At 38.9% G+C, this 21,872-nt stretch carries 13 protein-coding genes and 3 pseudogenes; 9 read left to right on the forward strand and 7 right to left on the reverse strand.

Translation table 11 applies throughout. The annotated features are described in order from the left end of the window. Positions 1 to 65: 65 nt before the first annotated feature. Positions 66 to 308, reverse strand: a complete 243-nt coding sequence (locus IQ274_RS26120) for a hypothetical protein (protein ID WP_194143918.1) — start codon at positions 306 to 308, stop codon at positions 66 to 68. Between the two features lie 165 nt (positions 309 to 473). Here IQ274_RS26120 and IQ274_RS26125 point away from each other — a divergent pair. The 4 genes and pseudogenes from IQ274_RS26125 (at position 474) to IQ274_RS26140 (ending at position 5,186) form a co-directional block, all read left to right on the forward strand. After that, positions 474 to 1,616: pseudogene (locus IQ274_RS26125) on the forward strand (IS4 family transposase). A 341-nt stretch (positions 1,617 to 1,957) separates the two neighbouring features. Continuing rightward, on the forward strand, positions 1,958 to 2,905 hold the full coding sequence (locus tag IQ274_RS26130; protein WP_194143919.1) for an RpoD/SigA family RNA polymerase sigma factor: 948 nt from the start codon (positions 1,958 to 1,960) through the stop codon (positions 2,903 to 2,905). Positions 2,906 to 3,062: 157 nt separating this feature from the next. Beyond that, positions 3,063 to 3,314 (forward strand): hypothetical protein, encoded by a 252-nt coding sequence (locus IQ274_RS26135; protein WP_194143920.1) that lies wholly within the window; start codon positions 3,063 to 3,065, stop codon positions 3,312 to 3,314. Between the two features lie 356 nt (positions 3,315 to 3,670). Next, a pseudogene (locus IQ274_RS26140) lies at positions 3,671 to 5,186 on the forward strand (ISNCY family transposase). Between the two features lie 122 nt (positions 5,187 to 5,308). On the opposite strand, the gene IQ274_RS26145 reads toward IQ274_RS26140, so the two are convergent. Together IQ274_RS26145 and IQ274_RS26150 are read right to left on the reverse strand one after the other, a co-directional pair. Then, complete coding sequence (locus IQ274_RS26145; RefSeq protein WP_194143921.1) at positions 5,309 to 6,010, reverse strand: SDR family NAD(P)-dependent oxidoreductase; 702 nt, start codon at positions 6,008 to 6,010, stop codon at positions 5,309 to 5,311. Positions 6,011 to 6,124: 114 nt separating this feature from the next. After that, positions 6,125 to 6,370 (reverse strand): hypothetical protein, encoded by a 246-nt coding sequence (locus tag IQ274_RS26150; RefSeq protein WP_194143922.1) that lies wholly within the window; start codon positions 6,368 to 6,370, stop codon positions 6,125 to 6,127. Between the two features lie 672 nt (positions 6,371 to 7,042). Here IQ274_RS26150 and IQ274_RS26155 point away from each other — a divergent pair. The 3 genes and pseudogenes from IQ274_RS26155 to IQ274_RS38095 all read left to right on the forward strand — a co-directional run. Further along, positions 7,043 to 12,097 (forward strand): AAA family ATPase, encoded by a 5,055-nt coding sequence (locus IQ274_RS26155; protein ID WP_322745341.1) that lies wholly within the window; start codon positions 7,043 to 7,045, stop codon positions 12,095 to 12,097. Between the two features lie 5 nt (positions 12,098 to 12,102). Then, positions 12,103 to 12,444, forward strand: coding sequence for a sensor histidine kinase (locus IQ274_RS37790; protein WP_322745343.1), 342 nt, complete (start codon positions 12,103 to 12,105; stop codon positions 12,442 to 12,444). Between the two features lie 247 nt (positions 12,445 to 12,691). Then, positions 12,692 to 12,865: pseudogene (locus IQ274_RS38095) on the forward strand (ATP-binding protein); the annotation flags it as partial. A 39-nt stretch (positions 12,866 to 12,904) separates the two neighbouring features. Here IQ274_RS38095 and IQ274_RS26165 read toward each other — a convergent pair. Further along, positions 12,905 to 13,120, reverse strand: a complete 216-nt coding sequence (locus IQ274_RS26165) for a hypothetical protein (protein WP_228058373.1) — start codon at positions 13,118 to 13,120, stop codon at positions 12,905 to 12,907. A gap of 726 nt (positions 13,121 to 13,846) precedes the next feature. Here IQ274_RS26165 and IQ274_RS26170 point away from each other — a divergent pair. Beyond that, the gene (locus IQ274_RS26170; RefSeq protein ID WP_228058374.1) at positions 13,847 to 16,993 is read left to right on the forward strand and encodes an EAL and GGDEF domain-containing protein; all 3,147 of its coding nucleotides are present in this window, start codon (positions 13,847 to 13,849) and stop codon (positions 16,991 to 16,993) included. A 38-nt stretch (positions 16,994 to 17,031) separates the two neighbouring features. Here IQ274_RS26170 and IQ274_RS26175 read toward each other — a convergent pair whose 3' ends face one another. The 3 genes from IQ274_RS26175 to IQ274_RS26185 form a co-directional block, all read right to left on the reverse strand. After that, positions 17,032 to 18,339, reverse strand: a complete 1,308-nt coding sequence (locus tag IQ274_RS26175; RefSeq protein WP_194143923.1) for a sensor histidine kinase — start codon at positions 18,337 to 18,339, stop codon at positions 17,032 to 17,034. Positions 18,340 to 18,612: 273 nt separating this feature from the next. Then, the gene (locus IQ274_RS26180; protein ID WP_193949024.1) at positions 18,613 to 19,644 is read right to left on the reverse strand and encodes a response regulator; all 1,032 of its coding nucleotides are present in this window, start codon (positions 19,642 to 19,644) and stop codon (positions 18,613 to 18,615) included. A 224-nt stretch (positions 19,645 to 19,868) separates the two neighbouring features. After that, complete coding sequence (locus tag IQ274_RS26185; RefSeq protein WP_194143924.1) at positions 19,869 to 20,063, reverse strand: transcriptional regulator; 195 nt, start codon at positions 20,061 to 20,063, stop codon at positions 19,869 to 19,871. A gap of 260 nt (positions 20,064 to 20,323) precedes the next feature. Here IQ274_RS26185 and IQ274_RS26190 point away from each other — a divergent pair, with 260 nt between their 5' ends. Then, positions 20,324 to 21,529: an AIPR family protein gene (locus IQ274_RS26190; protein ID WP_194143925.1), complete on the forward strand. Its 1,206-nt coding sequence runs from the start codon at positions 20,324 to 20,326 to the stop codon at positions 21,527 to 21,529. The last annotated feature ends 343 nt before the right edge of the window (positions 21,530 to 21,872 follow it).

Consider the following 21,872-nt stretch of genomic DNA (forward strand, 5'->3'; position numbering starts at 1 on the left):
AATATAGTTCACATCTATCTGAGTTCTTACATAATTAAAATTAGGAGCTTATATCCCTTCAGGAGTTAATTTTCAATTACGTCTGCAATTGCGAACTGCGACTTGCGAATTGCGAATTGTTGTGGTGTGATTATTTCTGATACTGATGGAATTGTAGAAGCGGCTATATTTCCATTGCTAACTGAAACCAGATTGCTAACGTTAGCATCCGATACAAATAGTCCATTAATGAACTGGAATATAATGAGAGTAACGAATGCCCAAAAGATGACTACAATTGTCAAAGTGAGCAGAGATTGCATATCCATGATTATTTCTCAACTAAGTATTTGTAATTTTCAATTAATTTACGCAAAGCGTCTTGGAGCTTGAGGGGAGACAAAATACCCTGAAATAGATATATGGCAAGTAGTGTAGCAATTTATGGTAAAAGAAAAAGAGCATTAATTCGCAATAAGCTCTATTTAATGATAATGTTACCAGAATTCTACGAAACAAACCTCAAGCGAGAATTGGGACGTGCAGAATATTTATTACTAAAAATCCTGATAAATTTATTACAATCTATTAAAACTGTAAGCCTTGAGGCATTGGCTACAGCTTTACCTATTCCAATATTGTTTGAAAGTAGAAGAAAAAAGATTCAACGTTTTTTATCTCTGAATTACATAAATGTTGAAGAAATATGGTTTCCCATAGTTAAAAGCTGGCTAGAAATATATTTTCCTTTGACTGAAGTTGTTTATGTAGTTATAGACCGGACTAATTGGGGATGCATTAACCTATTAATGATTAGTGTGGTTTGGGATAAAAGGTCTATTCCAATATATTTTGAGTTATTAGACAAGTTAGGCTCGAGTAATTTTGACTAACAAAAAGTTGTTTTTAATAAAGCGCTACCCCTGTTTAAAAATTATAAAACTGTTGTGCTAGGAGACCGCGAATTCTGTTCACTGAAATTGGCTAACTGGCTTACAGAGAAACAAGTGTACTTTTGTTTACGTATAAAGAAAGATGCTTTTATAGAAATAGAACCGGAGATTTGGCTGCAATTAAAAGATTCAGGTTTATCGCCTGGAGTTTCGTTTTTTTATCAAGGGGTTAAATATACAAAGTCTACAGGATTTATCAGTTTCAACCTTGCTGGTAAATGGAAACGTAAACGCTTTGGAGCCGCCCCAGAAGAAGGCTGGTTTATTCTCACTAATTTTGATACTTTAGAGTCGAGTATTAAAGCTTATAAAAAACGGTTTGATATTGAAGAGATGTTTAGAGATTTTAAAAGTGGTGGTTACAACTTAGAAGATACTAATGTATCAGGAAAACGGCTAATTTCATTAATATTATTAATCTCACTTGCCTATACCGCTGCAACTATATCTGGTCAAAATTTTAAACGTATGGGTGTTCAAAAATATGTCGGACGAATTAAAGAATCTGGGCGGATTGTTCGACGACATAGTAGTTTTTATATTGGATTATATGGATCTAACTGGGTCAATTTTATGGAAAATTCTTATGAATTGGTGGCTAAGTTAATTACATTAGCTCCTAATAAGCTGAAGTATTATCAACAAGGGGAGAGAGCCATGAGGCTTATTTTATCTGCATCCTAGCCCTTTTTGTAGCCCCCCAAGGTCTTGGAGCCTTGTCCAAATGTGAAGCGAATTTGAACATATCCTGTTTTCAAGAGAGGAATTCACTCTAATTTTAGCGTAGCATCTGTCTGATTTAACTCAGACAGATTTCTTTATTATTTTAAAGGTTAGTTATAGAATAAAGCAGATTTTAATATTTACCTATTTAAAGATTTCAGGTATTGTATTTATAAATTTGTTTAACAAAGATAAATATTAGGTTAACTCTATGGTTAAAATTTGATTTGTTAGCTATTTTTTGAAATAAAACATTTTACTCAAACGAAAAATGAAAATATTCGTCACAATTAATTGAAAGTATGCCCAGCCCAACTACTGACTTAGTTCGCTCCTACCTTAAAGAAATCGGACGCTACCCTCTGCTAACTCCTGAGCAAGAAATTACAAATGCTAGGCTTGTGCAGCAGATGATGGCGATTGAAGAACAGCGCTCAAGCCTTGCACTTCAATTAAACCGAGAACCAACCACAAGAGAATTAGCTACCTCGCTTGGGCAAACCGAAGCTGAAGTACAGTCAATCGTTCAACAAGGCCAAAAGGCTAAACAGAAAATGGTGACAGCTAACCTACGTCTGGTGGTTTCTATTGCTAAGAAATACCAGAACCACAATTTAGAATTCCTCGATTTAATTCAGGAAGGTACACTCGGTTTGCAAAAAGGGGTAGAGAAGTTCGACCCTAACAAAGGCTACAAACTATCAACCTACGCTTATTGGTGGATTCGTCAGGAAATCACACGTGCAATTGCAGAAAAATCTCGTACTATTCGATTGCCAACTCATCTAACCGAAAGACTTAATAAAATTAAAAAAGTACAGCGAGAAAGCTTTCTTCTTCTTGGTCGCTATGCTACTGTCACCGAAATTGCTGAAGAATTAAATTTAAAGCCTAACCAGGTTCGAGAATATCTCAGTGTCTCGAAGCAGCCAGTTTCTCTGGATTTGCGTGTGGGAGACAATCAAGACACTGAGCTATTGGATATCTTACCTGATGAGAGTATTTCCTCAGACGAACGGCTCACCAAGGAACTGTTGCGCCTTGATTTGAATAATCTGCTGGCATCCCTACCCCCTATACAACGAGAAATACTAACTCTACGTTTTGGGTTAGAGAATGATCATCAACTGAGCTTAACTCAAGTTGGCGATCGCTTAAACTTGAGTCGAGAACGAATCCGTCAGCTTGAGCATAAAGCGCTCTCTATTCTTCGCTGTCAAAAAAGTGATATTAAGGAGTATCTTAATTAATTAGATTGATTTCCCGCTCTAGTATCATCGCGGACGTAAAGGTAATATTTCCCCAGGGCAATTATCCTTGTTTTAATCATGAAGATGATGCTCTGGCTATACTATTAGTCAAAAACAAGAAACTATATTTATAAATAGCAACTTAAAAAACTGATCAATGTCCAGCAAAACAATCAATGTCAGAGAGTACACTGTCAGAGCGCACAAGCGGGAAATTCACACTCGCGTTTTCAACTTCGTATGTAAGCAGTGCGAACAACCCACACAACGAGAAACTTTTGGTGTCCGACCGCTCTACTGTGAGCAATGCCGTCCGCCACAAGCACCCAAGCAATCGAAAATAGTCCCTGTAGGCAAGAGGAAACCCAGAGCAATGAACTACAAGAGTGGCAAAGGTATTGGTGGGTAATTTTTTGTTTTGAGGTAAGGGCAATACCTTCTCTTCTCTTTCAGAGACGCACTCGCGTTCGAGAGGCAATGCCTTTCCTGCGGAACGCACTCGCGTTCGACGAACGCCAACGGAAAAAGCGGTTATGCCATCGCACGAAAGTGAATGAAGCAGTGCGCTCATTTGCCCAACCTAACTCAAAGTGGTAAAAAGCTAGCGTGGCAAAACTTACTAGAGAGGAGTAAAAATCCTGTAATCTAGACCTTGTAGCGAAATAATGGTGCGAAAACTTGGCAAGAAAAAGTCTAAAACCAGAAGCAACATCATTTGAAGTACTCGATTGTGTTCAAAAAAAATGCCCTTTGTGTGGTCAAGCAATGTGGAATGAATACAATAATCCTCGACATATAAGAACGTTAAATGGGGTAGTAGAACTACATCTGAAAATTCGGCGATGTCAAAATAAGTCATGTCTGCGGTACAAAAAAGCATATCGACCAGAGCAAGAAGGGTCACTCGCTCTACCACAAAACGAATTTGGTTTGGACGTGATTGCTTATATAGGAGCATTACGCTACCAGGAACATAGAAGTGTTCCCCAAATACACACTCATCTCGAATTAAAGGGTATATGTATAAGTCAAAGAACGGTCACTCACCTAATTGACAGATATGACGAGAAAATTCTTTATGGCTAAAAGACCATAAAAGGTTAAAAGCAATAGTTAAAAATCAAGGACGGGTGATATTAGCTATCGATGGGATGCAGCCAGAGATTGGACATGAGGTACTATGGGTAATTCGAGATTGCTTATCAGGAGAAATTTTACTTGCTAAAACTTTAGCATCATCAAGAAATGAAGATTTAGTAGCATTATTATTAGAAGTAACTAATACCCTGGATGTACCAATTGATGGAGTTGTTAGTGATGGACAACAATCAATTCGCAAAGCTGTTGGGTTATCATTACCTAGTATTGCTCATGGTTTATGTCATTACCATTACCTGAAAGAAGCAATTAAACCTATATATGAGGCGGATCGGAATGCAAAAAAGGAATTAAAAAAAAAGGTTAGAGGACTACGAGACATTGAACGTAGTGTTGCCGTCAATGAAGATAAGGATTTGGGGACTATTATTGAAGATTATTGCTCGGCAGTGCGTAGTTCTATAACCAATGATGGTCATCCACCATTAGAGGCATCTGGGTTAAAGTTACAAGAAAATTTGACGCTAATAGAGGAAAGTTTAGAACGGATGGAAAAAAAAGTGCTTTACCACCACCTTTAGTCAACCTAAAACACCTGATAGCTAAGGGGTTATCTGCGACTGCATCTTTATTTTCACCTGTTATAGTTGCATATCAGTGGATTGATAAAGCTAGTAATATTCTCAATAATAAAATAGGTCTTGATGCTGCTGGAGTTAAACAAAGTTATCAGGAACTATTAACACAAATGTGCCAACAGAAGCATAAAGCTGGTACACTTAGTACCGCAATCGATAACTTTATAAAAACCACTAATAACTACTGGTCTGGACTTTTTCATTGTTACGAAATTGAAGATTTTCCCCGAACTAATAATGACTTAGAACATGCTTTTGGTATGCTACGTCATCATCAACGTCGTTGTACTGGTCGTAAGGTTGCCCCCTCATCCCTCGTTATTCGTGGTTCTGTCAAACTTGCCTGTGCGTAGGCGTAGCCCGTCGAAGACATCGCTACTAAGCTTCATTCTTTTACCGCATCTGATTTAGCACAAGTTGATATTCATACTTGGCTCGAATTACGCTCTCAACTGAAAAAACACCATAAAGCCAGAATTGAACAATATCGATTTCGCAGAGATCCCAAGGGTTACTTGGCTAATTTAGAGGGTCGTCTTCTCTAGTAAGTTTTACCACACTAGAAAGTATTTCAAGAGTAAAGTGGGATGCTCCCGGTGGGGTTTTTCGAGGCATAGAAGATTTATGCTTTTTTCAAGATGAAAAACTCTAATGACATTATTTACATCTAAAAAGAAATTATTTTACGTTCTCGCAAAAACTTACCGCTTATATTGCGTGGAGCATCAGTAGCCAGCCAAATTGCAGTGTCGGCTCCTTGCTCTGGCGTGCGTGGTGCTGATGAACCACCCATATCTGTTTTGACCCACCCCGGACAAATGGAATTAACAACAATACCAAAAGATTGTAGGGCTTGTGCAAGCATAATTGTTGCGCCATTTAATGCTAGCTTTGATAGGCAGTAACTTGGGACATCCCACGACAAGTCTTCTAATGCTCCATATCCGCTTGAAACGTTAATAACTCTGGCATCGGGGGATTTTTCCAACATGGGTAAAAATGCCTGTACCATCCGAATTGTGCCAAAGGTGTTGGCATTCATTGTGGAATTAAGTAACTCACGGTCAATGGTAAGAATATTTACATCCTTATCCGGATACACGCCAGCATTATTGATCAAAACGTCTAAGCGATCAATCTTTTGGTGCAGGGTTTTTACTGCTTCATCGATAGAGCGATCATTAGTGACATCCAATTCGACAGGAATTACCTTTGGTTGAAGTTTCTGGGCCGCAAGTTTTGCGTTATCAAATGAGCGGGAAGTGATGATTATCGAGTAGCCTTTTGCTAGTAAACCTTGAGCGATGGCAAATCCAATCCCTCGGTTCCCACCTGTGACTAATGCCCATTTGTCTTGCGTGGATTCCATCTAATGTTCTACCCTGTGTTAAGAATACTTACTCTTGTTGAATCTGTGAATAGCAAGTCAGCAAGTCATTGGTTTGTGTACCATGATTAATTGAAATTTCTATACAGTAGCTGCTTAATGCCTTCTTTCATCTACAACAGATGTAATGATGCGTTTGTAGAGTTTACGCTGTGTTGACCATTTGTTACATGCTTGTGTAACTGTTAGTCTGTCTTGTTGTGATAAAAGCTCATCTGCTTGACTGCAAGCTAAAATTTGTGCTGCTTTTCGAGCTTGTTCATACTCCACACCGTATTTGACTAATTCTGTATGAAATATTTTTTCTTTTTCCTCGGCTGAGATCAAAAAATTATGCTGCATAAACTAAGGTTTAAAAGATGGTTGTCAAATTACATCTAACCTCTTCTACAATCTCTGTTGTTCTTTCGCTAGAGTGATTTGACAACCAGAGCAAGATAACTTTTAATTTTAAATATTACAAATATTAAAGTTTTTTAACTCTAGCTTAAGAATATCTGAAAAAGTTGGTAAAGATACTGGCAACAACAGCCCCACAATTAACCTATCCACTTTGTCCAATCGGGCGCATCTGTTACCAGTTGAGCAAACTTATCAGGGTAAGTATCCTCAAACTTGAAATCCCGCCCCACCGTTGATCACAGGTTAGTGTACTGAGTAACTCTTTAACTGATTCGACACCGTACTCCACCCGCTCAATCGCCAGCCGAGCGTAATATTTAACCCGCTCCCACCAAGAATCATTGAGGGTCTAATCCAGTAACTAGAGCCTGCCGCCTCACTGTCGCAGCACTGAGCTACCCAGTTCCGCCTTGCACTGTAATGGTAGCGAGCGAGCGCTGTTTCAGCCCCGACAGCTTCTCCTTCCCCCTCTAACAATAATTATCATTATTATGCTTTGGTGATTTTATTCCTTGGAAGCCCCTTTTTCGGCGCTTTGTAACAACTAAGATGCTTGTTGGGAATACTAGCTTCATGAGGCAAAAACCAATTCCCACCATGAGAGAAGTATAAATGATAACTGCAAACTCCGCTCTTGCCATTCCCGGATATCAAATTAGCTCCCAACTGTATGCAGGCTCCAGAACCAGAGTATATCGAGCTATCCGAGAGCAAGAAACACTCGCAGTAGTCATTAAACTTCTGACATCTGAATATCCCAGCTTCAATGAATTATTGCAATTTCGTAACCAATATACTATTGCTAAAAATCTCAATATTCCTGGGATTATTCGTCCTTTATCGTTAGAAGCTTTTGGTAATGGTTATATTTTGGTGATGGAAGATAGGGGGGAAATTTCTTTAAGAGAATACATTAAAACTACTAATCTCTCAGTTGTAGAATTTTTGGCGATCGGTATTCAATTAACTAATATTCTCCACGATTTACACCAAAGCTACGTTATTCATAAAGATATTAAACCTGCAAATATTCTGATTCATCCCGAAACCAAACAAGTTAGACTGATCGATTTTAGTATTGCCTCTCTATTGCCCAAAGAAACTCAAGAAATTAAAAATCCTAATATTCTAGAAGGAACCCTCGCTTATATTTCCCCCGAACAAACAGGAAGGATGAACCGAGGAATAGACTACCGCACCGATTTTTATTCTCTAGGTGTGACATTTTATGAATTATTAATAGGAGAATTACCATTTGTAACTGATGATCCGATGGAGTTGGTACATTGTCATATTGCGAAAATGCCTACGGCATTAGGGAACAGGGAACAGGGAACAGGGAACAGGGAAGAAATTCCACAAGTACTCTCGGATATCGTGATGAAGTTGATGGCGAAAAATGCCGAAGATAGATATCAGAGTGCTTTGGGATTAAAGTACGATTTAGAAACTTGTTTGGAGCAACTGAAAGAAACTGGCAAAGTTATAAATTTTGAAATCGCCCAGAGAGATGTGTGCGATCGCTTTCTGATCGCAGAAAAACTCTACGGTCGAGAAACAGAAGTTACAACCTTGCTGGAAGCTTTTGAGCGCGTTGCCAATGGCAGTTCAGAAATGATGCTAGTAACAGGATTTTCTGGGATTGGGAAAACTGCGGTAGTTAATGAAGTTCATAAGCCAATTACCCGTCAGCAAGGATATTTCATCAAAGGCAAATTTGACCAGTTTAATCGCAACATTCCCCTATCAGCTTTTGTACAAGCTTTTCGTGATTTGATGGGACAAATGCTGAGTGAAAGCGATGAGCAATTGGCAGCATGGCAAACTAAAATTCTCGCCGCAGTTGGCGAAAACGGGCAGGTAATTGTAGACGTTATTCCCGAACTAGAGCGAATTATCTCAAAACAACCACCTGTCCCTGAACTCTCTGGGAGTGCAGCCCAAAATCGCTTCAACTTACTGTTTCAGAAATTTATCCAAGTTTTCACTACAAAAGAACATCCCCTAGTAATATTCCTGGATGATTTGCAATGGGCAGATTCAGCTTCCCTGAACTTACTGCAATTATTGATGAGTGAAGCTGGTTGTGGATATTTACTAATTCTAGGAGCTTATCGAGACAATGAAGTGTTTCCGGCTCATCCCTTGATGCTGATACTGGAACAGATTCAGAAAGCAAGAGCGATCGTCAACACCATTACCCTGTTCCCCTTGGGGGAAATGACGGTGAATCAGCTAGTGGCAGATACCTTGAGTTGTACCAAGGAACTAGCTCAACCCCTGACACAGTTAGTGTATCAAAAAGCCAAAGGAAATCCATTTTTTACAACGCAGTTTCTCAAGGCATTACACGAGGATGCTTGGATTGAGTTCCAGCCAGAACTGGGTTATTGGCAATGTGACATGGCGGCGGTGCGGCATTTAGCATTGACCGATGATGTGGTGGAGTTCATGGCATTGCAGTTGCAGAAGCTGCCAACACAGACGCAGGAAGTTTTGAAATTGGCGGCTTGTATTGGCAACTCTTTTGATTTGAATACCTTGGCGATTGTTTCGCAAAAATCCCTCATTGACGCGGCAACCCACCTATGGAAAGCGTTACAGGAAGGGCTGATTCTCCCGATTAATGAAACCTACAAATTTTTTCAATCCCATGACTCAGAAGAGAGCGATCGCGATGGTGAGATTGCTGTTCCTTATAAATTCTTGCATGATCGCGTCCAGCAAGCGGCTTACTCGCTAATTCCTGAAGACCAAAAACAAGCAACCCATCTTAAAATCGGTCAACTCTTACTCAAAAATATAACTGCAACAGAGCGAGAGCAAAAAATCTTTGATATTGTTAACCAGTTAAATTATGGTGTGCAATTAATTACGGAAATTACTGAACAGGAAGAACTTGCTTGGTTAAATTTAACGGCTGCTTCTAAAGCCAGAGTCTCAACTGCTTACACTGCTGCCACCGAATATGCAACTTTTGGAATTAAATTATTAAAAGTAGATTGTTGGAATAGTCAGTATCAGTTTGCATTAGAATTGCACAATTTAGGAGCAGAGTCAGCTTATTTGGCTGGCAATTTTGAATTGATGGATAAATTTATTCAAACAGTCTTAAATAGCGCTAAAAATCCTTTGGATAAAATCAAAGTATATGAGGTAAAAATTCAAGCTTATGGCGCACAAAATCAGTCACTAGAAGCGGTTGGGCTGGGGAAAGAAGTTTTGAAGTCATTGGGGATTGAATTCCCGGAAAATCTCAGTATTTCTGACGTACAAGCTGAAATCGGTAAGACCATTGCTCTAATTGCAGATCAGCCAATTGAAGATTTAATCAATCTGCCGCAGATGACAGATGAAACATATCTGACAGCAATGAGAATTATATCTAACATTACAAGTTTTGCGTATCAAGTAGATCCCAATTTATTTCTGCTTTTGCCATTGCAGCAAGTTAGCCTGTCTCATCAATATGGTAATTCTCCTCAGTCAGCTTTCGGATATGTCGTCTATGGAATTATCCTTTGTGGATTAGTTAAAGATATTGAATCTGGCTATAAATTTGGAAAATTATCTGTCAACCTTTTAAGTCAATTTGACACTAAAGAAGTAACTGCCAAAACTATTCATACATTTAATTGTCTGGTTAGGCATTGGCAGGAACATATTCAAGAAACATTACAATCTCTCTGGGAGGCTTATTCTATTGGTTTAGAAACAGGAGATTTAGAATTTGCGGGGCTTGCCATCCGTTACTATAGTGTTCATTTATATTTCCTCGGTCACGAACTGAGTGAATTAGAAAAAGAAATGCGAACCTATACCCATGCTCTCCACCAAATTAAGCAACAAGGGTTCGCTAACTACAATGAAATTCAGAGACAGAGGGTTTTAAATTTATTAGGAGATGTTGATGATGTATGTTGTTTGAAAGGTGAAGCTTATGATGAAGATGTCATGCTTCCCATTAGTATTGCAAAGAATGATCTGGTTGCATTGCTAGAATTTTATTTTTCTAAGCTTCAACTGTGTTATCTTTTTGGCAAGTACGAGCTGGCACAGGAATATATTGTCCAAACAGAACAGTATTTAGCTGGTGGGCTGGGGCTAATTATTTTTCGACAATGTTATTTTTATACATCATTGGCACGGCTAAGTATCTTTTTAGATGTTAATCAAGATACACAAACACAGCTGCTAAATCAAGTAATAGATAACCAAGAAAAAATGCGACTATGGGCAAACCATTGCCCCATGAATGCTTTACATCAATTCTATTTAGTAGAAGCTGAAAAAAATCGAGTTTTAGGCAATCAACTTGAAGCGCTAGAATACTACGATCGCGCTATTACGGCCGCCAAGGAAAACGGTTACATCCCAGAAGAAGCCTTAGCTAACGAACTTGCTGCTAAGTTCTACCTCAACTGGGGCAAAGAGAAGGTAGCCGCAGGCTATATGCAGGAAGCTTACTACTGCTACGCCCGTTGGGGAGCTAAAGCTAAAACAGATAATTTGGAACAGCGCTATCCTCATTTACTGCGCCCCATTCTCCAGCCAGCTATCCAGAGCCTGAATCCCCTGGAAACCCTGGCCTCGCTCGCCAATATCCCAATCCATACCTCTACAACAACTAGCCGTTCCAGTACGAGCATTAATAGCATTCTTGATTTTGCTGCTATTCTCAAAGCCTCTCAAAGCCTTTCTAGCACGATTCAACTAGATGAACTAATTCATCAACTCACCCTGATTCTTTTGCAACAGTCCGGGGGTGATTGCTGTGCCTTAATTATGCCTAACCAGGCTCACGAGTTGCAGTTAGTATCGATTGCTACTACAGATACTGTAGAACTGTGTTCCGAACCGCTTGAAGCTAATAAAAATCTGCCTGTCAAGCTGATTCAGTACGTCAAAAACACTCAAGAAGTGGTGATGATAGATAATCTCAAAACCGATCTGCCTGTCATTGATGATTATCTAATTCAGCGGCAACCGAAAAGTACGTTGTGTTTGCCAATTCTCAATCAGGGTCAGTTAATTGGGATTTTATATTTGAACAATCGCACAGCCAGTGGAGTGTTTACCAGCGATCGCATCCTAATTCTTAACTTCCTCTGCACCCAAGCGGCGATTTCTCTGAAAAATGCTCGACTTTATCAACAAGCTCAAACCTATGCCCAGCAACTTGAACAATCGCAACTGCAAATTGTTCAGGGCGAAAAAATGGCATCTTTGGGTAACTTAATCGCAGGTGTTGCCCACGAAATCAACAATCCCATCGGCTTTCTCAAGGGCAGCATCAACAATGCCAAAGACAATGTGCGAGACTTGCTCGAATATCTCACACTCTATCGGCAATATCATCCTGACGTAGCCGCACCTGTACAAGACAAGGCAGAAGAAATCGATTTGGAGTTTCTTTGCGAGGACTTACCCAAACTCCTAAAGTCCATGCAAGACGCAACTGTTCGCATCCAAGGCATCAGCACCAGTTTGCGTACCTTTTCCCGTGCCGATACCGAATACAAAGTCAATGCTAACCTGCACGAAGGGATTGACAGCACACTCATGATTTTAAAATACGACTCAAGTCCAATGAGATTCGACCTGCGATCGAAGTCATTCAAGAATATGGTGAGTTACCACTTATCGAATGCTTTTCAGGACAATTAAATCAGGTGTTTATAAATATCCTAGCCAATGCGATCGATATGTTTGATGAGATGGCAAAAACTCGATCGTTTTCAGAAATCGCCACCCATCCACAACAAATCACAATTCACACAGCAATGGTTGAGAATCAAGTTCAAATTCGTATTCGGGATAATGGTAAGGGTATGACCGAAGAGGTGAAAGCGAGAATTTTTGACCATTTATTTACGACTAAAGCTGTAGGAAAAGGTACAGGATTAGGATTGGCAATCGCTCGGCAAATTGTAGTCGAGAAACATCATGGTAGCCTAAAAGTACAGTCTGAATTAGGTCAAGGTACTGAGTTCTGTATTTGCCTGCCGATGTAAGTAGATGTATAGTGATTAAGGGTTGAAAAAAACCAAATGCTTGTGTAGAGGGACAAATTATTTGACCAAAGCGACAGATTGTCTGTCATCCATCCAAATGCTTTTGCATCGCCTGTTCAAGCAATTTCTACAACTTCATATCACAAACCCCCAAAAATTAAATCCGCTTCCATTAAAGCTTGCAGGCGTGAAAAATTGGCTTTTAATTTGTCGCTACGGTCAAATAATTCGTCTCTCTACAACAGACGAGGTGAGGCGAGAAATTTTTAATTATCTATTTACAACAAAAACAGTTGGTAAAGGTACTGGACTGGGATTGGCGATCGCTTATCAAATTGTAGTAGAAAAGCATGGTGGAGTAATGGAGGTTAATTCCATACTCAATCAAGGAACTGAATTTGCAATTATGTTGCCTTTGTAGGACTTACATAGTCAACTCTCACAACCCACACCATCTCTATCAAACCCGTGCGGGTCTGGTGGAATCACTCTCTTCTCTGCGGTAGGGAATATTAGGGCAATTCAAGCCTGCCGAATTGGGTGGAATGTAAATATCTGGGTAAGACGGATCGCACTGTTGCACTTGCGGCGATCGCTTCGTTGTAGGCTGAGTATTTTTCTTACCCCGTCGGAAATCCCAAGGCATCACCTGCTGCGATTGATTCCAAAATCCCAACTTTTTACTTTATCCCCAGATTTCCTTACTCAGCACGCATCACCAGCAACTATGTTATGTGTGCCACCAAGGAAGAAGCTCAAAATCGCGGATGCTGTCTATGGATGCGGTAGTACTTGGGGTTGCCTAGTAAGTCATTTAATCTGAAATACTCCCTCTCAATCACTCTTCTTCATCTGTCACATCACTATATGCTGAATTGTCCACTGCTAATACAGGCTTGCCCATAGCAGCTTCAATTTTGGCAATTATCATCTGTTGACGCGATGCCATAAAACTCTCAAAGTCGTCCTCTCAAAGTGTTATTGCTCCATAATTAATACGCTGCTTGATGAAAGATTTTGAAAAGTGTATCAGTTTTAACTAGAAACCCTTAATAAAATTAAGAAATATTATGTTTAGGTAAAGATTTGGAAAAAGATGTAAATTCATCTATCTAAAGGGGTAGATTTAAAATAGTTAAAAAAACTTTATAACCAATGCTTAAAAGTCTCAATTCCTGAGAATTTTGACTGAAACAACTATTTAGTGTTTAGATATCTGTAATAAATGCTAAATATCTATCTTTTGGGAAATCACTATTTTTGATAGGACTGCCCTCATTTAACACTAACTAACAAACATAAAATCATCTGCTCTTCCTTCTTTTAAGAGATTTGTAACTACTGTGTTACAGCTTTTAAAAAAACGAATATAGGGTTGAGCCTACTTGGTAATTTATCAAACTTGAAAAACTTTATTGACTTGAATGTGTACGAAAATCAGTATACGCCAAATAATCTTACTAAAAAGCCGATTTTATTAAATGAAGAATACATAAGGGGGTGTAGCTATACGAGTAAAGATTCGTTGCCAGAGGTGAAAGCTTCAGATAATCCGCTAAAAATAGACTGGGAGCAGATATTTTATTCGTTAACGGAACTTAGCCCGTTTCCGATTGGAATTGTATGTCTGCAAAGCGAACAGATTCTTTTTCAAAACGGATTACTAGCACCTTTTTTTGGAATTGATTCCAGCCCAAGATTCGACAAGATTATCCCTGAATTCTATGCCCAGCCTGCTTTATGGACTCAATTAGTTAACAAGCTTAAAAGTGGCAACCTCATCAATAGTTATGCCGTAGAAGTCAAAAAAATCAACGGTGATACTTTTAAGGCAAAAATTTCAGCTAAGGTTGTTAATTACGAAGACAAACTGGCGGCACTATTCATATTTACGAATAATACTGAGCATTTAAAAACCCAGCAGGAGAATTTATTATTAACAAATACTGTAGAACCGCTCAAAGATGTCATTGACTTCACGCACAGCCAACCAAACTTGGTAGATGTTAACTCTTCTATTGTAAGCACTACAGACGGCAATCTGAGCATCCAAACGGTTGAAACTGTCTCCAGATTAGAAGAGCCACAAGTAGATTTACATCTGATGGAACGTGCGATTGCTGCTAGTAGTAATGGGATTATTTTGACAGATCCCAATCAACCAGATAATCCCATCATTTATGTCAATCCAGCCTTTGAGTCGATCACAGGCTACTGTGCCAGTGAAGTAATTGGACGAAACTGCCGCTTTTTGCAAGGAAACGATTCAGAGCAATTAGCCCTTCAGGAATTGCGTAATGCTATTCAAGAACGAAGAGAATGTCATGTCATTTTACGGAATTACCGCAAGGATAATATACCGTTTTGGCATGAACTCTACTTAGCTCCGGTGTTTGACAATTCTGGCTATCTGACTAATTTTATTGGTATTCAAACTGATATTACTCACCATTTACAAGCTCTTGAAGCATTACGAAAGCAAGAAGAACAGTATCGCCGCATTGTAGAAACAGCAACTGAAGGAATTTGGATACTCGATAGAGACAATTGTACTACTTTTGTCAACCAACAGATGGCAACAATGTTGGGTTACACCATTGAAGAAATGATGGGTGCAACGCTATTCTCTTTTATGGATTCAGAAGGGCTGGAGATTGCCAATGCTTACCTTTTACGTCGTCATCAAGGGGTTCACGAAGCCCATGATTTCAAATTTCGCTGTCAGGATGGTTCAGACCTCTGGGTAATTATTTCTTGTGCCCCGTTATTGGACGACCAGGGAAATTATGCTGGAGTCTTGGGGATGGTTACTAACATCACTGACCGGAAACGAGCAGAAGCTGAATTACAAGAAAGCAAACAACGTTTGGATGAAATTTTATGTTCTCTTGAAGATGTGATTTGGTCAATTTCTGCTGATACTTTTGAAACTCTTTATCTCAACCCCTCTGCCCTGAAAGTTTATGGTTATTCTGTATCAGAATTTTTTGAGAACTCTAATCTTTGGTTTGAAGTTATTCACCCAGAAGATCAGCAACTAGTTTATGCTGCCATTCAACCATTATTCTTAACTGACAAGCAAGAACTAGAATACCGAATTGTCAGACCTGATGGGCAGGTACGCTGGCTGTTGAACCGAAGCCATTTAATTTATGACGCTTGTGGTCAGCCGATTCGTATTGATGGAATTGCAACAGATATCACTGAACGCAAACTTCTTGAAGAAAAGTTAGTTCACAATGCTTTTTATGATGCTCTGACTGGACTGCCGAATCGGATTTTATTTATAGACAAGCTAGAACAAGCCATTACAGAGATAAAAAGTAATCCAGATAATTTATTTGCTGTCCTATTCCTTGACCTAGATCGTTTCAAAGTCGTTAACGATAGCTTAGGACACTTAGTTGGCGACCAACTATTGGTAACACTTGCTCAACGTTTACAACAGTGCCTCCAGCCTGGCGATACTGTTGCTCGCTTAGGTGGAGACGAATTTACCATTTTACTTTCCCATATTCAAAGTATTGAAGATGCCACACACATCGCAGAACATATACATCAGGCATTAAAGTCGCCCTTCAACTTGTGCGGATATGAAGTATTTATGACTGCTAGCATTGGCATTGCTTTAGGTACAAACAAATATGCTCAACCTGCGGATTTACTTCGAGATGCTGACACTGCTCTTTACCGTGCTAAAGAGCAGTGTCAAACTGGGCATATAGTATTTGATACCACTATGTATCATCGGGCAGTAACGCTGTTGCAGTTAGAGACTGACTTGCGCTGGGCAATTGAACGACAGGAGTTGTGCCTTTACTACCAGCCAATTATTTGTATGAAAACAGGTACAATTACAGGATTTGAAGCGCTCGTTCGCTGGCAACATCCAGAACGTGGACTCATTTCTCCAGCCGAGTTTATTCCTATAGCAGAAGAAACTGGACTGATTATCCCAATTGGTCAATGGGTACTAACTGAGTCTTGTCAGCAATTGCGGCAGTGGCAACTACAATTTCCTGCCATCAAGCCCTTGACCGTGAATGTTAACCTTTCTGGTAAACAGTTTTCTCAACCTGATCTAATTGAACAAATCAGCCAAATTCTCGAAGATACTAGTCTTAACCCTAGCAACTTAAAGCTAGAAATCACAGAAACTGCAATTATTGCCTCTCCTGAAAAGGCGACCTCCGTCCTTAAGCAACTTAAGGCTTTTGGTTTGCAATTATGTATTGATGATTTTGGGACAGGTTATTCATCTCTAGCTTATTTGCATAATTTCCCCATTGATGTTCTCAAGATTGACCGCTCTTTTGTCAATCGAATTGATAGCGATACTGAACAATTCGCTATTGTTCGGGCTATTGTTACTTTAGCTGATAACTTAGGAATGAGTGTCGTTGCTGAAGGGGTAGAAACAATTGACCAATTAGTACAACTTAAATTGTTACAATGCCAACAAGCACAAGGTTACTTCTTTTCAAAGCCCTTGGCTCAAGAACAAGCAAAAATTTTACTAGCTTCTGAGCAATCTTTTTTCAGCGTATAAAAGCATACAATTAACTCAGAGTAAATAAATGCTAGTATTCAGAAGAAGGACTTGCTTCTGATTGGAATCTGGATCTGAAACTCTGTTCCCTGAAGTGGTTGTGTAATACACTTTAACTGACCGCCATGCTTGTCTACAATTTGATAACAAATTGACATTCCTAAACCTGTACCTGAACCAACAGGTTTAGTTGTAAAGAAAGGGTCAAAGATTTTTTGCCTGACTTTTTCTGTCATCCCACAGCCATTGTCAATCACTCGAATCATTACTTGACTACTATCTAAAACTTCAGTAACAATGCGGATTTGAGGATTGGAATTTGTTGATTGTTTATTTCCAGTCCAAATAATATTGCTCTCTGGTAACGGGCAACCGATTATTGACTCTCTCAAAGTATCAATGGCATTAGTTAAAAGGTTCAAAAAGACCTGATTAAGTTGCCCAGGGTAACAATCGACTTGAGGGAGTTCACCATATTGTTTAATAACTTCAATATTTTGATATTTTCCTTGACCTTTTAATTGATTCCCTAAAATTAAGAGAGTACTATTAATACCTTCGTGTAAATCAACTTTTTTAATCTCGGCTTCATCTAGCCTCGAAAAATTCCGTAATGATAAAACAATCTCGCAAATGCGTTCAGATCCTACTTTTATTGAAGATAATATTTTTGGTAAATCTTCTCTAACAAAGTCGAATTCTATTGTCTCAGATAAAATCTGAATTTTCGATAGGGTTTTTGGGTAGCATTCTTGATAAAGTGAGATTAATTTAAACAAGTTTTCAGTATATTCATTGGCAATGGCGATATTACCATAAATGAAACTAACAGGGTTGTTAATTTCATGGGCAATGCCTGCAACTAACTGCCCTAAAGAGGACATTTTTTCAGTTTGAATAAGTTGAGTTTGTGTATCTGCAAGGTCTTTGAGAGTAAGTTTTAGTTGAGTGTTAGCTGCTTCTAGTTGCGCTGGACTTGGCAAAGCTAGCGCCTGGGGAATTATCGGCACTAATGTAAAAGCTGTATAAACCGATATCAAAGCAGTCAAAGCTTTTATAAAACCAGATAGCCAATAAGTTGGATGCCAAAGCGTCCAAATTTCCATTATATGGGTTGTACCACAAAAGATAATGAAAGCTCCAAATAATAAAAGTATTGATTTAAAAGGCAAATCCTCACGCTTGCGGACAAAGTAAACAAGCGCTATGGGAATAGAGAAATAGGCAAGAGCAATTAAAGAATCTGATATAATATGTAGCCACACTAACCCTGTCTTCCAAAGGTAACAATGTCCATGTGGAATAAATAAGTTATCTGTAAAAACTTTTTGTAATATTTCCAGCATATTTTAATTTTATCTAATAAATAAATTTCAAAAAACATTAACAACAAATTATACCTTCTAAATATAAAATTGTCTCTTCTAGTAAAAAGAAGCAGTAAATACTTCAATTATTGCTAGTCCCAATTATCCCAAAATAATGGAGATATTTTTTTGCAATACTCTTCATGGCTTTTATATACAAATTAATCTGCTCTGTAAAACTTACATAGAGATAGAACTTTCTCTTGTTTACAACCTTAATCCCTGCAAGTAAATCTATTAGTATTACCTATGTTAATTTGAGATATTTGAGATAATGCAGTTTCGACCTGCTGATTTTGCTTGGTAAAGCGCTTTATCTGCCTTTATAATCAAATCTGAAGTTGAGGATTTCCAAGTAGGGATAATAGTTGCCACTCCCAGACTCATAGTGACATACTGATTGATGGCAGACCCGTCATGAATAATTTGTAAATCTCTGACTTGAGCTTGCAGGCTATTGCCAACGTGAACTGCACCAGCCTGATCAGTATTCGGTAAAATTAGAGAAAATTCTTCCCCGCCATAACGCGCTACTAAATCTTGAGCTTTTTGGGCTTGGTATTTTAAGGCAATAGCTACCTTTTGTAAGCAGGTATCTCCCAGAGGATGACCATATTTATCGTTATAAGATTTAAAAAAGTCGATGTCGCATAAAATCAACGATAGAGGAGATTGCTCCTGCGCTAAATTAATCCATTGGCTGTTAAGATAATCATCAAAGCAGCGACGATTAGCCAAACCAGTTAAACTATCCATATTAGCTAGTTGCAGCAAAGTTTGATTTGCAGCTTGTACTTGTTTTTGAAATTGTACTTGCTTAAGCAATTGCCGTAATCGTTGACGCAATATAATTGGTTGAATTGGCTTTGTAATATAATCTGTTGCTCCAGCATCAAAGGCACGATTTATTGAATCTTCGTCATCCAAACTAGTGAGCATTAATATGGGTGTATATCCCCATACTTTTGAAATCATAGTATTGCCCATAGTTAAGCCGATATCAAAAGCTGTCAGTCCTGATATGAAATCATTCCTGGCAATTTGGAGCAACTGCTCACAGCAGGTAAAGCCATCCATCACAGGCATAACAGCATCTAGTAAAACAATATCAGGCTTGACATTCTGGTAAGCAGTTAAACACTGTTGACCATCAGAAACTTCAATCACTCGATATCCTTCATCTTCCATAACTTTACGCAGCAAGAATCGCATAGTCTTGTCATCATCGACTACTAGAATTACAGGAGTTTGCTTAAAAACAGGAAATGAGTTTATAGCTGACATGAGTCGCGTGAAAACAAGTTTCTTTGGCTGATGGTGTTAAAATATATCGTGTTCCTAGTGAAATCATGCTAATTCAACGCAAGAAGCAGCAGAATGCAGGAATGCCGTCTTTTAGGATTTAAATCTGTACCAATCACTACAGTCTACAACTGCTAATATCTTTCGTTTTGGGGTGCTATTCTGCTATAAGCTTCAAACTATTTGTACCCTTAGTGATCTAACTTCTACAACAAAGTTTCAATCTTGTGCATAGCCAGCAGCGTCATTGCGTGTCCATTTTCCAACCGATTTGCGGTGAGAAAATGGGCACGCAATGACGCTGCAAACTTTTCCTGTATTAAGCTAGTACAAATACGGAGTTCTCGGATGAGCTTGCCAACTTCTGGTTGGTTGATAATCAAAGGTTTTTTGATGGCCATCTAGCTCATATCCTACTACTTTATGTGATAACTGATATATATATCATTACATTCTAATCGCATGGAACCTAATTGTAGGTTCGAGAATATACCTAAAAATTTATTTTGTTGCATTCAACTCCGTAAGAGACTATTTATAAAGTAAATCTTTAGAGAATAAGACGACGCAACATAATTCTGTACTTGGCATTAGCGAGAAACGGGATATTAGATACGGGTTTTAGTTAACATAGAAATTCCCCTGATATTGCACATATTGTATGCCCAAGACTTGGAACATCAAGATAGATAACTATATTCAAGCCAACCCCAATTGCATCATCGCCACAGCCCATGTAGACTCGTTCCCTATAGACCTACCGCTAGAACCGAACATCCGCGAACCGAACCGCAAAAGCGCGACCTACAGACAAATCTTCGACTCACTGACCACCGAACCTGGAAAATTTTTCTCTCGCCACAGTGGAATCGTTCTGTCAGCTAATATTACTAAACCTGTCAAGAACAAAACTGAGCTAGAGCTAGAAGTCCTAGAAGCTAACGAGGGAGGTAGTGATGGCATTATTAACGGGGGGCATACAGTTTTAGCTTTTGAGCAAGCGAAAAATTACAACTACAATTTAACCGAAGCCAGAGTAAAAGTTACGATTCACATCGGGCTGACTGAAGAATCAGCCAAAGACATAGCCCTAGCAAGTAATACTACAACGCCAGTAGATTCTCGCTCCAAAGTCAACGCCAGAGGTGATTACAAATTCATCAAGCAGTATTTAGTCCAGTTAGAGAGAGCAGAAGATAGAAAATTCCGCATCGCCTATTACCAGAATCAAAGCGGCGCTCCCAGAAATGCCCAGTGTAATGTCACCCACTTGCTCAAGCTCCTTTACTGCCTCGACAGAAATAAATACAACCCCGACGGCAATAAACGAACCAAACACCCAGCAGGGATGAGTCTTCCCTCTAACATCACAGACGCAGAAAGAGAAAGATTAACCGCCTTACTGCCTCTCTTGACTCATGCTTTGTGGATAGAGCAAAGACTCTACGAAATAATCCAAGAATATATCAGCAACCCTAGAAGAAAGGGTGCCAACGATTTAGCTTCAATTGATATACGTAAAACGACGTTATTGCCTGACAGCAAGTATTCTTTTGGGTTTGGTGCGCCAACTGACTTGGCACTACCGATAATCGCATCATATCGGGTATTTCTAGACAAGGAATATAAATGGATTATTCCTTTTGACGAATTCGCCGAAGATTTCCTGCAACACTTGTGGAATAACTACTTCCGCAAATACTTGGTGTCAGAGAAAACAGCAGGTAATACAGTCGGTACAAAAATCAGCCGCAATCAAGAGATTTGGGAAAGCTTGTATATCTCAGCGCAGAGTTATCTAAATCAGCACTTGGTGAAAATGGTTAACTCCAGTAAATCTAAAGAATTAAAGCTAACACCAGGCTAAAAGTTAATAGGAGCAAAGGAGCGGTAAATAATCGCTCTTACATTACTCTGGTCAAAAAAATCTTAGCCAAGTTTTAAAAAAGAGACAGAAACTGGATTTTGAGCTTCATGTGTTGAGTTAGTGTATGCTTGTTAATGTATTAATCTAATCTTATTTTACGTTCAAATGTCTATTCCTGAAATTACCCAAAAACTTTTAACAGCCAAAGAAAACAAGGGGCTGACTTTTGCAGAATTAGCAGAAGTTCTGCAATGTAACGAAGTATGGATTGCCTCTGTAATTTATCGCCAAGCGAGTGCTTCACCTGAAGAAGCAAAGTTATTAGTTGATACATTAGGGCTTG

Source organism: Nostoc sp. LEGE 12447, assembly GCF_015206985.1.
In the GTDB taxonomy this organism is placed as follows: Bacteria; Cyanobacteriota; Cyanobacteriia; order Cyanobacteriales; family Nostocaceae; genus Nostoc.

What these genes read in the sequence shown, in the direction of transcription:
- IQ274_RS26120 (WP_194143918.1), bottom strand. Translation starts at nt 308, where the DNA reads ATGGATATGCAATCTCTGCTCACTTTGACAATTGTAGTCATCTTTTGG.
- IQ274_RS26130 (WP_194143919.1), top strand. Translation starts at nt 1,958, where the DNA reads ATGCCCAGCCCAACTACTGACTTAGTTCGCTCCTACCTTAAAGAAATC.
- IQ274_RS26135 (WP_194143920.1), top strand. Translation starts at nt 3,063, where the DNA reads ATGTCCAGCAAAACAATCAATGTCAGAGAGTACACTGTCAGAGCGCAC.
- IQ274_RS26145 (WP_194143921.1), bottom strand. Translation starts at nt 6,010, where the DNA reads ATGGAATCCACGCAAGACAAATGGGCATTAGTCACAGGTGGGAACCGA.
- IQ274_RS26150 (WP_194143922.1), bottom strand. Translation starts at nt 6,370, where the DNA reads ATGCAGCATAATTTTTTGATCTCAGCCGAGGAAAAAGAAAAAATATTT.
- IQ274_RS26155 (WP_322745341.1), top strand. Translation starts at nt 7,043, where the DNA reads ATGATAACTGCAAACTCCGCTCTTGCCATTCCCGGATATCAAATTAGC.
- IQ274_RS26175 (WP_194143923.1), bottom strand. Translation starts at nt 18,339, where the DNA reads ATGCTGGAAATATTACAAAAAGTTTTTACAGATAACTTATTTATTCCA.
- IQ274_RS26180 (WP_193949024.1), bottom strand. Translation starts at nt 19,644, where the DNA reads ATGTCAGCTATAAACTCATTTCCTGTTTTTAAGCAAACTCCTGTAATT.
- IQ274_RS26185 (WP_194143924.1), bottom strand. Translation starts at nt 20,063, where the DNA reads ATGGCCATCAAAAAACCTTTGATTATCAACCAACCAGAAGTTGGCAAG.
- IQ274_RS26190 (WP_194143925.1), top strand. Translation starts at nt 20,324, where the DNA reads ATGCCCAAGACTTGGAACATCAAGATAGATAACTATATTCAAGCCAAC.